At 59.7% G+C, this 15524-nt stretch carries 11 protein-coding genes and 1 other annotated feature; of the genes, 4 read left to right on the top strand and 7 right to left on the bottom strand.

Annotated elements, in window-relative coordinates:
• Positions 1 to 112: 112 nt before the first annotated feature.
• Positions 113 to 622 (bottom strand): transcriptional regulator LdtR, encoded by a 510-nt coding sequence (ldtR, locus tag ACQZ60_RS05700; RefSeq protein WP_026363448.1) that lies wholly within the window; start codon positions 620 to 622, stop codon positions 113 to 115.
• 234 nt (positions 623 to 856) lie between these two features.
• Complete coding sequence (locus ACQZ60_RS05695) at positions 857 to 1294, bottom strand: DUF6163 family protein (RefSeq protein ID WP_003496683.1); 438 nt, start codon at positions 1292 to 1294, stop codon at positions 857 to 859.
• A 173-nt stretch (positions 1295 to 1467) separates the two neighbouring features.
• On the opposite strand from ACQZ60_RS05695, the gene hemB reads away from it, so the two are divergent.
• The 3 genes from hemB (at position 1468) to ACQZ60_RS05680 (ending at position 3974) form a co-directional block, all read left to right on the top strand.
• Complete coding sequence (gene hemB / locus ACQZ60_RS05690) at positions 1468 to 2481, top strand: porphobilinogen synthase (RefSeq protein WP_035218909.1); 1014 nt, start codon at positions 1468 to 1470, stop codon at positions 2479 to 2481.
• 97 nt (positions 2482 to 2578) lie between these two features.
• Complete coding sequence (locus tag ACQZ60_RS05685) at positions 2579 to 3037, top strand: RDD family protein (RefSeq protein ID WP_035260406.1); 459 nt, start codon at positions 2579 to 2581, stop codon at positions 3035 to 3037.
• A gap of 178 nt (positions 3038 to 3215) precedes the next feature.
• The gene (locus ACQZ60_RS05680) at positions 3216 to 3974 is read left to right on the top strand and encodes an arginyltransferase (RefSeq protein WP_003520795.1); all 759 of its coding nucleotides are present in this window, start codon (positions 3216 to 3218) and stop codon (positions 3972 to 3974) included.
• A gap of 90 nt (positions 3975 to 4064) precedes the next feature.
• Here ACQZ60_RS05680 and parC read toward each other — a convergent pair whose 3' ends face one another.
• Positions 4065 to 6317, bottom strand: coding sequence for a DNA topoisomerase IV subunit A (gene parC, locus ACQZ60_RS05675; RefSeq protein WP_059752521.1), 2253 nt, complete (start codon positions 6315 to 6317; stop codon positions 4065 to 4067).
• Positions 6318 to 6546: 229 nt separating this feature from the next.
• Here parC and ACQZ60_RS05670 point away from each other — a divergent pair, with 229 nt between their 5' ends.
• Entirely contained in the window at positions 6547 to 7737 is a 1191-nt protein-coding gene (locus ACQZ60_RS05670; RefSeq protein WP_003520791.1) for a hypothetical protein, read from the top strand.
• 42 nt (positions 7738 to 7779) lie between these two features.
• On the opposite strand, the gene ACQZ60_RS05665 is transcribed toward ACQZ60_RS05670, so the two are convergent.
• The 4 genes from ACQZ60_RS05665 to aspS form a co-directional block, all read right to left on the bottom strand.
• A complete protein-coding gene (locus tag ACQZ60_RS05665) occupies positions 7780 to 9261 on the bottom strand; it encodes a SulP family inorganic anion transporter (protein WP_448734895.1) in 1482 nt (493 codons plus the stop codon).
• Between the two features lie 73 nt (positions 9262 to 9334).
• Positions 9335 to 9390: a sequence feature (sul1 is cis-regulatory element that is thought to sense ions involved in sulfur or methionine metabolism; They are found in Alphaproteobacteria), on the bottom strand.
• Positions 9391 to 9468: 78 nt separating this feature from the next.
• A complete protein-coding gene (locus ACQZ60_RS05660; protein WP_448734894.1) occupies positions 9469 to 11574 on the bottom strand; it encodes a methyl-accepting chemotaxis protein in 2106 nt (701 codons plus the stop codon).
• Between the two features lie 312 nt (positions 11575 to 11886).
• Positions 11887 to 13332 carry a cell envelope integrity protein CreD gene (gene creD / locus ACQZ60_RS05655; protein WP_020808972.1) on the bottom strand — a complete coding sequence of 482 codons (1446 nt, stop codon included), beginning with the start codon at positions 13330 to 13332 and terminating at the stop codon, positions 11887 to 11889.
• A gap of 256 nt (positions 13333 to 13588) precedes the next feature.
• Complete coding sequence (gene aspS / locus ACQZ60_RS05650) at positions 13589 to 15376, bottom strand: aspartate--tRNA ligase (RefSeq protein ID WP_031233448.1); 1788 nt, start codon at positions 15374 to 15376, stop codon at positions 13589 to 13591.
• Between the last annotated feature and the right edge of the window lie 148 nt (positions 15377 to 15524).

Below are 15524 nucleotides of genomic sequence, written 5' to 3'. Positions count from 1 at the left end.
CACGTACCTGCAACGCAAACAGGCGCAACGAAATGCATTCTAGTGCCCCGTTGCGCATCTGCGTGCCATTCAGTCAACTCTAATATCGCAGCGGAAACAATCCGCTAAGATACTAGAGACGGTAAGCGATCGAGTCGTTCCAGAAGCGATCGAGGCGCTGCAGCAGCTTGTTCATTTCGGAGAACTCGCCGGTGCCGATGCCGCCGACCTTTTCGATCGAACCGACGTGGCGTTCATAAAGGCGGGCAACCGTTTCGGCGATTTCCTGGCCCTTTTCGGTCAGGCTGATGCGGACCGAACGGCGGTCGACACGCGAGCGCTGGTGGTTGATGAGGCCGAGATCGACCAGCTTCTTGACGTTGTAGGAGACGTTCGAGCCGAGGTAATAACCGCGGGAACGAAGCTCGCCGGCCGTCAGTTCGGAATTGCCGATGTTGAACAGCAGCAGGGCCTGAACGGCGTTGACGTCATCGCGACCCTGACGGTCGAACTCATCCTTGATGACATCGAGGAGGCGGCGGTGGAGACGTTCCACCAGGTGCAGCGACTCCATGTAGAGCGAGCGGATGGTATCTTCATGTGCATCGGCAACAACGGCCTGGGGCTTAACTTTGCTATTGATCATGACTGCCTCACTGTTTTGTTTGGCGGTGTGTTTGTTTGTCTCCCGCCTTGAGTGAGAACCTAATCAATGCGCATAAAATTCTACTTAAAAGCTACGATTAACAAATGGTTACCTGCATTTTCCCCGGAGGGCCCAACTTGTGGCGAAGCGGGAACGGTCCAAAGTCATCTATTATAAATCAATGACTTAGCCATGAAATACGGCCCAAAATCAGGCCGAATTGCTTTATTCTTATGGTAAATCAATTCTTGCGCGTTCTTCATTCTGGCGCTGATCCAGCCAGAAAGCGACCAGGAATAGTATATAAATGGTTGCCACAAGGCCGTGCATGACGGGTACGAGCGTGTTGGCGCCGAAGATATGCGGCCACACCTTATACATGGCGATCTGCGCGCCCGCGCCCATGACCCACATGACCGCGCCCCAAGAGGCCCCGAGCCACAGACCGAGTGCCGCGACAGGAAAAATAACCGCCAGCGCGCTGCCGGCCACGCGCCAGGGCAGGTTCAGCATATCGAACCGCCCATGGCCCCCAAGCGAATAGCCCGTCAGCATCGCCCAATATTGCAGGCCGAACCAGAAACAGGAAACCGCGACCAGCCTCATGAAGACCAGAAAGAGGATTTCCGTAAGCGGGCGTTTCGGCAGAGGTTGAGAATCAGGTTCCATGGCCGGAAGATACGGTCTCGACGAACGGGCGACCAGCCCATATTGAATCCCGCCGCCTGCCTTGTCAAAGCATCATCGTCATCGCAGGACGCCGATGAGGGAAGATTGTCGCATTCGCATGGGCCAAGCTTCATGCTATGCAGCTTTCAAATTTGATCGAAGGACATTCTTACATGCAGGACAAAACGCATCTGGTCGACGAGATCACCGGCCATCGTCGCATGCGGCGCAATCGCAAAGCGGATTGGACGCGCCGTCTGGTGCAGGAAAGCCGCCTCACCGTCGACGATCTCATCTGGCCGGTCTTCATCGTGCCGGGCAGCAATATTCTCGATCCCATTCCGGCGATGCCGGGCGTCAACCGCATGAGCGTCGACAAGCTGGTCGAAGCCGCGAAAGAAGCAGCCGATCTCGGCATTCCGGCAATCGCGACCTTCCCGAACATCGAAATGGAGCTGCGCGACGAGACCGGTTCCAACGCGCTCGAGGCGAATAACCTCATCAATCAGGCAACCATCGCCGTCAAGAAAGCCGTTCCCAATATCGGCATGATCACCGATGTCGCGCTCGATCCCTTCACCAGCCACGGTCATGACGGCATTCTGCGCGGCGACGAGATCGTCAATGACGAGACCGTGGAACAGATTATCAAGGCGGCGATCCTTCAGGCGGAAGCCGGATCGGACATTATTTCTCCATCGGAGATGATGGATGGCCGGATCGGCGCCATCCGTCGCGGCCTCGATGCCGCCGGACACCAGAATGTCGGCATCATGTCCTATGCGACGAAATTCGCTTCCGGTTATTACGGTCCCTATCGCGAGGCCATCTCCACGGCCGGCCTGTTGAAGGGCGACAAGAACAGCTATTACATCAGCCCTGCCAACGGCATGGAGGCGATCCGCGATGCGGCGCTCGATGTGGAAGAAGGCGCGGATATGCTGATGGTCAAGCCCGGCCTGCCCTATCTCGACATCTGCTGGCGGCTGAAGGAAAATTTCGGCCTGCCGACCTTCGCCTATCAGGTGTCCGGCGAATATACCCAGATCAAGGCAGCCGCCATGAATGGCTGGATCGACGGCGAGCGGGTGATGATGGAAACGCTTCTCTGTTTCAAGCGCGCGGGTTGCGATGGCGTTCTGACCTATTTCGCCATCGAGGCCGCACGCAAACTGGCAAAGGGCTGAGACCCGCACTTATTGTATTCGGTCGTTTTCTTCCCATATTGTCTGCTGACACGGCACTCATGCCGCGCTGTCATGTCCTCTCAGGAGAAAACGACCGATGAGCCTCGACCAGAACCCCACTTATGCCGCACCGGATGACTGGCGCGCCTATAGCGGCGTCCTGAGCCGGCGGATTTTCGCATTCCTGATCGATTATGCGATCGTTCTCCTGCTGTGCATTCCGGCGGCGGTCATCGTCTTCTTTCTTGGCGTGATTACCCTTGGCCTTGGCTGGTTCCTCTATCCGGCGCTGTTCGTCATCGTTGCGGTACTTTATTTCGGCATGACGCTCGGCGGCCCCTCGCAGGCCACCCCCGGCATGCGGGCGATGGGGATCGCCATGGCGCGGATGGACGGACGGCGAATCGATTTCCTGCTGTCGACCGTTCACATCGTGCTTTTCTGGGTCATCAACTCGGTTTTGACGCCGCTGATCCTGCTTGCAGGCCTGTTTACCGAGCGCTCGCGCCTCGTTCACGACTTCCTGCTCGGCACCGTCATCGTCAGAACGCGCTGATATTGCGGAAAGCTACGCAAACGTAGCTTTCAACCCCCGCAAATGCCGCATCTCGCAGTTGACGTTTTCCGGCATTTTGCCATTCTGTGACATTATGCATGTCGCTTGAAGCGCCGCCGCCAACCCCGTGAAATCGCGGCGCGCTTTCATAACAGACGCAGGAGGCGATCACGGTTCGATGAACACGCAGGCGACGCCCTCTCCCCAATTCTATCTTACGGCGCCGGCCACCTGCCCCTATCTGCCGAACCAGATGGAGCGGAAGGTCTTCACCCATCTGGTCGGCCCGCGCGCTTCGGAAATGAACGATCTGCTGACTCAGGGCGGTTTCAGGCGCTCGCAGAACATCGCCTATCGCCCGGCCTGCGAAAACTGCCGCGCCTGCGTCTCCGTGCGCATCCTGACCGAGCAGTTCCAGCCGACGAAATCGATGCGGCGCGTTCTTGCCGCCAACAGGGATGTCGTCGCCACCGTTCACGCCGCCGAGCCCTCCACCGAACAATTCGCCCTGTTTCGTCGCTATCTCGACCACCGCCACCAGTCGGGCGGCATGTCCGACATGTCGGCGCTGGACTATGCGATCATGGTGGAAGACACGCATGTGAACACCCGCATCATCGAATACCGCGTACGCGAACCCGGCTCCGGCATCGATTCCAGCAAGCGCGGCGAACTGCTGGCCGTGGCGCTCAGCGATGTGATGAGCGACGGCCTGTCGATGGTCTATTCCTTCTTCAATCCCGATCTTGAAAAGCGCTCGCTCGGCACCTTCATGATCATCGATCACATCACCCGCACCCGCGCCCTTGGCCTGCCGCATGTCTATCTCGGCTACTGGGTCGATGGTTCGGAGAAGATGGGCTACAAGACCCGCTACCATCCGCAGGAGCATCTGACGCCGCGCGGGTGGGAAGTTTATACGCCGGAAGAAAAATGAGCTGTCGTCAACGCCTCAGCGAATGCCGAGCTCTTGTAAGTAAGGCAGGAAAGACATCCCGGCTTTGCCGCCGGGAACGTCATTCACATATTACCCACCAAACTTCCCGCTACGCGGAAAGCCCTTCGGCACGGTGCGGCCCGCTGTTGCGCGGTCGGCCAGCCATTCGCGCAGTTCTTCGCCCACCTTGTTGAAGAGACGCCCGGCCGTGTCGGACCATGACAAGCCTTCGGCAAGCGCGAAACATTTAACGTCGACAACGCCGCCATCCTTGTAGCGCTGCAGGCGCACGCCCTTGCCGCGCGACATTTCCGGCACCTGCGCCAGCGGGAAGGCCAGGAGCTTGCGGTTTTCGCCGACGACGGCGACATGGTCGCCCGTGACCGGCACGGCAAGCTTGGCTTCATCCGGCATCGAGACGTTCATGATCTGCTTGCCCTTGCGGGTATTCGCGACCATTTCGCTCTCGGGTACGATGAAACCGTTGCCGGCCGTGGAGACGAGCAGCAGCTTGCGCGACGGATCATGCACGAAGGCGGTCAGGATGTCCTGATCGTTCTCCATATCGACCATGATGCGGATCGGCTCGCCATGGCCGCGACCGCCCGGCAGCTTGTCAGCGCCGAGCGTATAGGCCTTGCCGCCTGTCGTCAGCAACAGCAGCTTGTCGGTCGTCTGCGCCGGGAAGGCCAGCTTCGGGCCATCGCCTTCCTTGAAAGTGAGCGACGAGGTGTCGGACATATGCCCCTTCAGCGCCCGGATCCAGCCCTTCTGCGAGATGACGATGGTGACCGGTTCCTTTTCGATCATCGCCTGCTGGATGGCCTCGATATCGGCATCCGGCGCATCGGCGAACTGCGTGCGGCGGCGACCGATCTCGGTTGCCTTGGCATATTTCTTTTTGACCTCGCCGATTTCCCAGGCGACGGTCTGCCATTGCTTGTCATCGGAAGCGAGCAGCGCCTCGATCTCGGCCTTTTCGTTGCTGAGGTCGTCGAACTCCTTGCGGATTTCGAATTCCTCGAGCTTGCGCAGGTTGCGCAGCCGCATGTTGAGGATGGCTTCGGCCTGATTGTCGGTGAGCGACCACTTGGCCATCATCACCTGTTTCGGCTCATCCTCCTCGCGGATGATGCGGATGACCTCATCGAGATTGAGATAGGCGACGAGCAGGCCGCCCAGAATTTCCAGCCTGCGGTCGATGGCCGCCAGACGATGGCGGGAACGGCGGACCAGCACGTCCTTGCGGTGCGCCAGCCACTCGCTCAGCACCTCGTTCAGCGCCATCACCTTCGGCACCTTGCCGAGCGACAGCACGTTCATGTTGAGCGGCAGGCGGCTTTCGAGGTCGGACAGGCGGAACAGCGATTCCATCAGCAGCGTCGCATCGACGGTGCGGCTCTTCGGCACCAGCACGATGCGCACATCTTCGGCCGATTCGTCGCGAATATCCTCGAGAAGCGGCAGCTTGCGGGCAATCAGCAGCTCGGCGATCTTCTCGATCAGGCGCGATTTCTGCACCTGGAAGGGAATTTCGGTGATGACGATCTGGTAACCGCCACGGCCGAGATCTTCCGTCTCCCATTTGGCACGCACGCGGAAACCGCCACGACCGGTCTTATAGGCATCGAGAATATTCTCACGGCTTTCGACAATCACGCCGCCGGTCGGCAGGTCGGGGCCGGGAATGAATTCCACCAGCTTTTCCACCGTCGCATCGGGATGCTTGATGAGGTAAAGCGCCGCGTCGCAAAGTTCATGCGCGTTGTGCGGCGGGATCGAGGTCGCCATGCCCACCGCGATGCCGGAGGCGCCGTTGGCGAGCAGATTGGGGAAAGCGCCCGGCAGGACGACGGGTTCCTCGTCTTCCTCGTTATAGGTGGCACGGAAATCCACCGCATCCTCGCCGATGCCCTCGAGCAGCAGTGCCGCAACCTCGGTCATGCGCGCTTCGGTGTAACGATAGGCGGCGGCGCCGTCGCCATCGATATTGCCGAAATTGCCCTGCCCGTCGACGATCGGATAACGCTGCGAGAAATCCTGCGCGAGACGCACCAGCGCATCATAGACAGACTGGTCGCCATGCGGGTGGAATTTACCGATCACGTCACCGACGATACGGGCGCATTTCTTGAAGGCCGAGTTGGGGCGAATGCCCATTTCACTCATGGCGTGAATGATGCGGCGGTGAACCGGCTTCAGGCCGTCGCGCACATCCGGCAGCGCACGATGCATGATCGTGGACAAGGCGTAAGCGAGGTAGCGCTCTTCAAGCGCCGCCTTCAAATCGACCGGATGAATGTTATCGTCTCCGCCGGACGGAGGTACAAGATTTTTTCCCATGGTGCTTGACTAGCGGAAATGCCGATTCCCGGCAAGAAATTCGGGGGTCGCGCCTGTGGATGAACGCAACCCTTTCATGCGATTTTTTGTTAACCGCGTTGCAAATGCCGCAATGCCGCCGTCATGGGAATCGATCTAAATCCTATAGACCTTTGAATAATCGCGAATATAAGTATCAGCATTCGAATTCGAACACGGTACACAGCCGTACGTTGAGGGAAGAAACATCATGAGACTGAAATCCACCCGGCAGGTTCTTTTCGCGAGCGCCGCGCTTCTTACGCTTTCGGCGCCGGCTTTCGCGCTGGATGGCGGGGATGTGCTGAAGAAGATCAATGCGGCCTATGCCGCGCAGGGCGGCGAAATCGCCGCCGGTTCCGTCGCCGTCAACGGCTCGACGGTGACCCTGAACAGCGTGACCTTCAACGCGGTCGCCGATCCGGCCAAGAAGATCCCGGTCGGCAATGTGACGCTCGAAGGCGTCGAGGAAAACAACGGCGGCTACAAGATCAAGAACGCCCGCTTCGACAATATCGACTACAAGCAGGAAAATGTAGAGATCAAGGCAAGCGACATTTACATGTCCGGTCTCGTCATTCCCGCAGACTCCACCACCGGCACCGTCGATGCGCTGATGTTCTACGACGAAGCGCATAGCGGTCCGGTTTCCGTTTCCATCGACGGCAAGCCGGCTTTCTCGCTTGAGGAAACCAGCGCGACGATGTCGGTCAGCGATGACAAGAACTCTATCGGCTTCGAACTCGACGCATCCGGCTTCAAGGCCGATCTCAGCGAAGTGACCGATCCTGCGACCAAGGACGCGATCGAAAAGCTGAAGCTGCAGGCGCTCTCCGGCGACATGACCATGAGCGGCAGCTGGGAAGTGGCCTCCGGTACTATCGATGTTGAAGAATACGCCATCGACCTCGATGATGTCGGCCGCCTGAACATGTCGTTCGGTTTCTCCGGCTACACGCTCGCCTTCATCAAGTCGATGCAGGAGACGGTGAAGGCGCAGGCCGCCAATCCGAACAAGGAACAGGCGGACCAGGCGGCAAGCCTCGCCATGCTCGGCCTGATGCAGCAGCTCTCCTTCATCAACGCTGAAATCAGCTTCGAAGACGCCAGCATCACCAAGCGCGCCATCGACTATGCCGCAAGCCAGCAGGGCATGACGGGCGATCAGCTTGCCCAGACCATCAAGGGCATGGCCCCGATCATGATGGCCTCGCTCAATGTGCCAGAACTGCAGAACATGGTGTCGGCGGCCGTCAACGCCTATGTCGACAATCCGAAGAACTTCTCGATCACGGCGGAGCCGGAAAAGCCGGTTCCGTTCCCGATGATCATGGGCGCTGCCATGGGTGCGCCGAACACCCTGCCGAAAATGCTCGGCGTCACGGTGACGGCAAACGAATAAAACTAAAAAAGCCCCGGTCATGCCGGGGCTTTTCTTTTGCACTCAGTGCAGCGGCGCGACAGCACCATCCTGTTTATCGTGCAGGGCGAAGCGGTCGATCATGTGGGCGCTCGCCTCGTTGACGCCGATCACCTCGACCCGCCTGCCGGCCTTGCGGAATTTCAGCACCACCTTGTCCAGTGCACCGACCGCGGAAATGTCCCACAGATGCGCCTGCGTGACATCGATTGTCACCGCCTCAACCTCCTCGGCGAAATCGAAGGCGGCGATGAAGCTTTCCGTCGAGGCGAAGAAAATCTGGCCATCGACGCGATAGATCCGCTCCCGGCCATCGGCCGAAAGCTCCGGCCGGACATGGAAAAGCTTTGAGACCTTGCCCGCGAAAAACACGCCGGAGAGAAGGACGCCGGCCAACACGCCCTTTGCGAGATCATGGGTCGCAAGCACCGTGCCGACCGTCACCAGCATGACGATGCTGGAGGATGGCGGGTTGCGGCGCAGATCGAGGATGGAGCGCCACGAGAATGTGCCGATGGAGACCATGATCATCACCGCCACCAGCGCGGCCATGGGAATGATGCGCACGAGATCATCCAGCACCAGTATGAGGAACAGCAGAAACGCACCCGCCACGAAGGTGGACAAGCGGCCCCGACCACCCGAACTGACATTGATGACGGACTGGCCGATCATGGCGCAGCCGCCCATGCCGCCGATGAGGGCGGAGGCGATGTTGCTCGTCCCCTGCCCGATGCATTCCCGGCTCTTGTTGCTGCCCGTATCCGTCATATCGTCGACGATCTGCGCCGTCAGCAGCGATTCCAAAAGACCGACGGCGGCAAGCGCCACGGAATAGGGAAAGATGATCTGCAGCGTCTCGAAGGTCAGCGGCACCTGCGGCAGGACGAATATCGGCAGCGTCGAGGGCAACTCACCGAGATCGCCGACCGTACGGATATCCATGCCGGAGAAGACGGCGACACAGGTGAGAGCGATGATGGCGACCAGCGGCGATGGTACGATCTTCGTGACCAGCGGGAAGAGATAGATGATCGCAAGACCGGCCGCGATCATGACGTAGGTTTCGACCGGCACGCCGATCAGCTCGGGCAATTGCGCCATGAAGATCAGGATCGCCAGCGCATTGACGAAGCCGGTCATGACCGAACGCGAGACGAAGCGCATCACCCGGCCGAGTTTTACAAGGCCCGCCAGAATTTGCAGCACACCCATGAGAATGGTGGCGGCAAAGAGATATTGCAGCCCGTGTTCCTTGACGAGCGTGACCATGAGGACGGCGGTGGCGGCGGTTGCCGCCGAGATCATGCCCGGTCTGCCACCGGTGAAGGCGGAGACGCAGGCAATCGCAAAGGAGGCGAACAATCCCACCTTCGGATCGACCCCGGCGATGACGGAAAAGCCGATGGCTTCGGGAATGAGGGCGAGTGCCACGACGATGCCGGAAAGGAGATCGCCGCGAATATTGGAAAACCACTCACGTCTGTAAGTCTGAAATCTATTCATCTGATTTTTCGCAAAGAATGACGCACCGGCCGGAGCCATGTCCGGTAGATTGAAATGAAATGTCGGTGCTTTGCGTTGTCTGGCGGATCGGCGGCCAGAAGAGCCACCCGGAATTTCACCGGGTCCGTGGTGAGTAACTCACCTATAAACAGCAAAAAAGCGGGCCGCAAGTTGCGCGCCCGCTTTCGATGTCTGCGATCGTATGCCTCAGGCCGCTTCGCGCCCGCCATACTCCCGCATTTCTGCATCGCCCAGACGGAACTGATGGACCAGTTGCTTGAGACGCGCCGTCTCTCCCGCCAGCATGGCGCTGGCGGCATTGTTTTCCTCGACCATGGCGGCGTTCTGCTGCGTGCCCTGATCGAGATGGTTGACCGCGGTGTTGATCTCGGAGAGCCCCAGAGACTGCTCTTTCGTCGCGGCGGCGATGGCTTCGATATGGTCGTTGATCGTCTTCACCGAGCCGCCAATGCGCGACAGGGCCGCGCCGGTTTCCCGCACGAAGCGCGCGCCGTCCTTCACCTCTGTACCGGAGGCATGGATAAGCAGCTTGATTTCGGCAGCGGCCTTCGCAGAGCGCTGCGCCAGTTCCCTGACCTCCTGCGCGACGACGGCAAAACCGCGCCCCGCCTCGCCTGCGCGCGCCGCCTCCACGCCGGCATTGAGCGCAAGAAGGTTGGTCTGGAAGGCAATCTCGTCGATGACGCCGATGATATTGCCGATCCGGCCTGACGATTGCTCGATCTTCTCCATAGCCATGATCGTATCGACAACGAGGTCGGCCGTACGGCTGGCGTCCTCGTCGGTCGAATGGGCGACCGCGCGGGCTTCCACCGCACGTTCCGCCGAAATGCGGATATTCGCCGTCAATTCATCCAGCGCGGCGGCGGTTTCCTCCAGCGAGGCGGCCTGCTGCTCGGTGCGGCGGGCGAGATCGGCGGCACTCTGGCTGATCTCCTGGCTGCCGCCATCGATGGCCACGCTCGACTGCACGACGCCGGACATGGCGGCATCGAGCTGGCGGATCGTCCGGTTGAGATCGTGACGCAGGGCTTCGAAATCCGGGGCGAAAGGCTCGTTCAGTTCGAAGGAGAGATCACCGTCTGCAAGGCGGCGAAGTGCGGCCGCAAGGCCGGTCGTCGCCTGCATCAGCCTTGCCTGCGCTTCGGTTTCCGCCTCGCGCTGGAACCGCGCCTTTTCGGCTTCGGCCTGCTGCCGGGCCGCAAGCGCCTGCGTCTCCAGTTCGATTTTTGCGATGGCCGCCTGCCGGAAGATTTCCAATGCGTGGGCCATGGCGCCGAATTCGTCCCGGCGGTGCAGACCGGGAACGGCAAATTCCGTTTCGCCCTCGGCCAGACGGCGCATCGCTCCGGTAATCGCGGTCGCCGGGCGGGTTATCGAACGTCCGATGCGATAGACCCCGGCAAAAAGGCTCACGACGGTGAGCGCGATAAGGGCGACGACAATCGAAACCGTTCTATCCGCCGCTGCGCTGTTCTCGAGAGCGCTTGCTTCCCGCTCCTGCCGGTAAATCGTGGAAATCTCCGCGACCACGGGCAGCAGCGCATTATAGGCGGAGGCGACGGTTTCGCGCGCCTTCTCCTCCTCCAGCACGGCCTGAGCATAAAAGCGGAAGGAGGCGGTATATATTTCCAGTGCATCCATGATGCGCTGACGCTCCGCACCCGGCCGATATTCCAGCTTCACCAGCGCCTTGAAGGTCTCTACCTCGGCTGCGTGTTTTGCGACATAGGCCTCATCCCGCCGCAGGATGAAATCCTTTTCGTGCCGGCGCATCATCAGCATGCTGGCGCGGATTTCGGCATTGGCGACGACGTCGATGAGTTTTTCGATGGAATGCACGCCGTTGCGCATGGCGCGCTCAAGGCCTTCGGCAGGCGTGAGGCCAAGCTCCGCGTTTTTGGCGACCAGCGCCTTCATGCGATCATCATAGGCAACGACACCCTGCGCCAGCACGTCGAGTTTCGCACGCGTCTGCGGTGCGGCACCGCCGTCAAGGGAAGCGACGGACCGCTCGACCTTCCCCATCGTCTGGTCGAACTGCGCGACGGAATTCATATCTTTCGACAGCAGGAAATCCTTCTGGTTCAGGCGGCTTTCATGCAGGGCATCCACCAGTGTGATCAACACGCCGTCCCTCTGGATCAATGCATCTTCAGCGACGCGATAACGCGCCTCCATCTGTCTTTGCCAGAGCAGCATGCCCGCGATGACGGCGATACCGCACAGCGCGGCCAGCGCCAGCATAGACACGCGATGCGCTATTTTGAACGTCGAGACCAGCGAAAACATTCAACCCTCGTTTGTGAAATTTCATGAGGGCGATGAATGATCGACAAGACTTAAGAAGTCCTCTACCGGATTTGTCAGTTTGATTAAGTTTTTGTGACAACCCGCAGATCAAATGGAAGAAGCTTACGACACTTGCAAGCAACAGGCCTGCGCGAGCAAGATGTCTGCAATAGAAAAGAACGGATAAGAGGTGGGAAAGCAATGCTTTCCCACCTCGCCCCATGCTCCCCGCTCTTCACCCCGGATACCAAGCCGGATAAGGAAAAGCCGGCGTTTTGGCCGTCCGGACGGTCCCTTCGGAGCGAACGGAAACTATGCCATATTGTCCGAGGTATTGCCTGCGCGTGAGGATGCGGTGCCCGACCAGTCGACCTGCCTGGTGGCGTACATGGTTGCTGCAATGGCAATGAAGGAAATCACCGCACCGGCCAGCAGCGCATATTCATCTTCATTTAGAACCAGATACATGACGCCATAGGCGACCGCCAAAACCGTAAACAGCGCCACGCCACTCTTGCGACTATTGGTTGCGCTTCCGAGATAGGAGGCGATCAGCGCCGCCGTCGACATCGATGCCGCGGCATAGGCGATCGCAAAGCCCGTATGCTCGGAGAGTGCAAGCAGCAGAACATAGAATATGACCAGAGCCAGCCCCGTCAGCACGTATTGTATCCAGTGCACGACATTGCCGCCCTTGAGTTCGACGATGAAGACGGCGAGGAAAACCAGCGAGATAAAACCGATCGAATATTTCAGCGTCCGCGCAATGATCTGGTAGAACTTGACGGGTTCGACGAGATTGATCGTCATCAGGCTGCTCGACAGCGGTAGGCGCGTCCCCTCCACCACGCGGTCTATGCCCCTTGCAAGATAGGGAATTGTCCAGCTGGCCTTGAAATCCGTGGCAGTGACAGTCTTTTGCTCGGGCAGGAACAGGCCTTCGAAACCCGGATGCGGCCAATCGGCGTTCGCTGCAAAACTCGTCGTCTGGCCCGCCGGCGCAACGGCGAAACTGCCCGAGCCATTCAGGGAAAAGGCGATGTCGAAGGCGAAGCCCGTTTCGATGAGGTTTTTCTCAATCGGCCTGTGCACACCGGCATCGGACCGGATCGATACTTCCGGACCGGCGCGGTTGGTCATGACCGAGATATCCCGCATACCGGGATCAAAGGGCAGAACCGGGCCGCCATCGATTTTGACGCCGGCGCTGGACCGGATGCCGGTAATATCCTGAATGCTGAGAACGAGAATGGCGTTGTCCAGTCGCGGCGTGCCGGAGAAGCGCGCAAGGTCCTGCAGGATACCGGAACCGAAGCGGCCTTTCAGCAAGAGGTTGCCGTTATAGACCGGCAGGCTGTAGATCGACAGTTGCTTCTCCTCCGTCTTCAGGTCGGCCGTGACATCAAGCGTTTCCGGCATGACCAGCACCCACTCGGTGACGCGGTCGACGATGCTGCGACCGTCCACCTCGCGGCGGCGCTCCACATCGAAGGGCACGGCAAGATAGGGACCGTTCACGACCTGATCGCCGCCCCAGCCATTCGCGATCCGTCCGGAAACCTCTTCCGCTCGCGAGGCACGCTCTTCCGTCAGCCCCCAGACCAGCAGGAGCGGCACGAGCAGAACCATCGATATGAAGCCGATCATCAGGAACTTTGCGCCCGGCGAGCGCAGACTGACAGCGAAATTGCCGCGCGGATGGGCTGGAGGAACCTGCCCGCTCGCCGGGGCATTATCTTTTCCCGTTTCATGTACCATTCTGAAATCCTTCTAAATATGATCGCACCGGAACCGAAAGCGAAGTTCGGCCGGCGCTGTCCCAAGTTTAAAACCCCTGATAGTCTTGCGTCCCCCAAGTGAACGCGGGACCTATACTGGGATCGGATTTCGGCTGATTATGTGCGGAATTCGGTTCGACTCGCGGTAAAATTGTGGCTTTGCCGCGTTCGTTGTAAAAAACGCAAAGGGCCGGCGTTGCCGCCAGCCCTTTGTTCGAAACCTGAATAGTTCCAGATCAGTCCTTCTTGGACGGAACGACGCGCAGCGCCAGCTCACGAAGCTGGGTCGGCGTTGCCGGCGACGGCGCGTTCATCAGGAGGTCCTGCGCCTGCTGGTTCATCGGGAACAGCGTGATTTCGCGCAGGTTCTTGGCGCCGACCAGCAACATGACCACGCGGTCGATGCCGAAAGCGCAACCGCCATGCGGAGGCGCGCCATACTGGAAGGCGCGGTAGAGACCGCCGAAGCGCTCTTCCACATCGTTCTGCGACAGGCCCACCTTTTCGAAGGCCTTGACCATCAGCTCGGGCGACTGGTTACGGATCGAGCCGGAGGCGATTTCGAAGCCGTTGCAGACCGCGTCATACTGGAACGCCTTGATGGAGAGCGGATCCTGCCCTTCCAGCGCTTCCAGACCGCCCTGCGGCATGGAGAAGGGGTTGTGGGCGAAGTCGATCTTCTTTTCTTCCTCGTTATATTCGAAGAAGGGGAAATCGACGATCCAGCACATTTCGAAACGGTCGCGGTCGATCAGGTTCAGCTCGTCGGCAGCGCGGGTGCGCGCCTCACCGGCGAATTTGTAGAACTTGGCGGGATCGCCGGCGACAAAGAAGCAGGCATCGCCCGCCTCAAGACCGAGCTGCTGGCGCAGCGCCTCGGTGCGTTCCTCGCCGATATTCTTGGCGAGCGGGCCGGAACCGCCGACCTTGCCGTCCTCTTCCTTCCAGAAGATGTAGCCGAGGCCGGGCTGGCCCTGAGACTGCGCCCATGCGTTCATGCGGTCGCAGAAAGCGCGCGAGCCGCCGGTCTTGGCCGGGATGGCCCAGACCTGAACCTTGGGGTTGGAAGCGATCATGTTGGCGAAGACCTTGAAGCCCGAACCGTCGAAATGTTCTGTCACGGCTTCCATGACGATCGGGTTGCGCAGGTCCGGCTTGTCGGAACCATATTTGCGGATCGCCTCGTCATAGGGAATGCGCGGCCACTGTTTCGTAACCGGCTTGCCTTCGGCGAATTTCTCGAACACGGCCGTCATCATCGGCTCCATCGTGGTCCAGACATCTTCCTGGGTCACGAAGCTCATTTCGACGTCGAGCTGGTAGAATTCGCCCGGCAGGCGGTCGGCGCGCGGGTCTTCATCGCGGAAGCACGGCGCGATCTGGAAATAACGGTCGAAACCGGCCACCATCAGAAGCTGCTTATATTGCTGCGGCGCCTGCGGCAGGGCGAAGAACTTGCCTTCATGGATACGCGAGGGCACGAGGAAGTCGCGCGCGCCTTCCGGCGAGGAAGCGGTGAGGATCGGCGTCGTATATTCGGCGAAACCGGCATCGGCCATGCCGGTGCGCATGGCGGAGATGATCTGCGTGCGCTTGACGATGTTCTTGTGCAGCGTTTCGCGGCGAAGATCGAGGAAGCGGTATTTCAGGCGAACGTCTTCAGGATAGTCAGGCTCGCCGAAGACCGGCAGCGGCAGTTCCTTGGCAACGCCGAGAACCTCGATTTCCTGCGCATAAAGCTCGATCTCGCCGGTCGCCATGCCCTTGTTGACGGTGTCTTCCGAACGCGCCTTGACGAGGCCGTCGATGCGGATGACCCATTCGCCGCGCACGGTTTCGGCAACCTTGAAGGCCGGGCTGTCCGGATCGGCGACGACCTGGGTGATGCCGTAATGGTCGCGAAGGTCGATGAAGAGAACGCCGCCATGATCTCGCACGCGATGAACCCAACCGGAAAGGCGAACGGTTTCGCCGACGTCGGACTTGCGGAGAGCGGCACAGGTGTGGCTGCGGTAACGATGCATTTTTTTATCCTGGAACGTGTCGTGGGCCTGATGGAGGCCAGATGGGCGGCACTGTCGAAATTTGCCGGAAAAGCGCATGGCCAGCCTGATTTGTCAAGGCAAAGCACAACAATGTCGCCTTCAGCCTGTCCTTTCCCCTGCCTTCGCT

Source organism: Agrobacterium sp. 22-223-1 (genome assembly GCF_053522385.1).
Note: the sequence above shows the minus strand (reverse complement) of the source record. Positions and strands in the feature narration are given on the sequence as shown.

Coding starts and splice junctions, on each gene's coding strand:
- ACQZ60_RS05695 (WP_003496683.1), bottom strand. CDS start 1,294: ATGGAACCTGATTCTCAACCTCTGCCGAAACGCCCGCTTACGGAAATC.
- hemB (WP_035218909.1), top strand. CDS start 1,468: ATGCAGGACAAAACGCATCTGGTCGACGAGATCACCGGCCATCGTCGC.
- ACQZ60_RS05685 (WP_035260406.1), top strand. CDS start 2,579: ATGAGCCTCGACCAGAACCCCACTTATGCCGCACCGGATGACTGGCGC.
- ACQZ60_RS05680 (WP_003520795.1), top strand. CDS start 3,216: ATGAACACGCAGGCGACGCCCTCTCCCCAATTCTATCTTACGGCGCCG.
- parC (WP_059752521.1), bottom strand. CDS start 6,317: ATGGGAAAAAATCTTGTACCTCCGTCCGGCGGAGACGATAACATTCAT.
- ACQZ60_RS05670 (WP_003520791.1), top strand. CDS start 6,547: ATGAGACTGAAATCCACCCGGCAGGTTCTTTTCGCGAGCGCCGCGCTT.
- ACQZ60_RS05665 (WP_448734895.1), bottom strand. CDS start 9,261: ATGAATAGATTTCAGACTTACAGACGTGAGTGGTTTTCCAATATTCGC.
- ACQZ60_RS05660 (WP_448734894.1), bottom strand. CDS start 11,574: ATGTTTTCGCTGGTCTCGACGTTCAAAATAGCGCATCGCGTGTCTATG.
- creD (WP_020808972.1), bottom strand. CDS start 13,332: ATGGTACATGAAACGGGAAAAGATAATGCCCCGGCGAGCGGGCAGGTT.
- aspS (WP_031233448.1), bottom strand. CDS start 15,376: ATGCATCGTTACCGCAGCCACACCTGTGCCGCTCTCCGCAAGTCCGAC.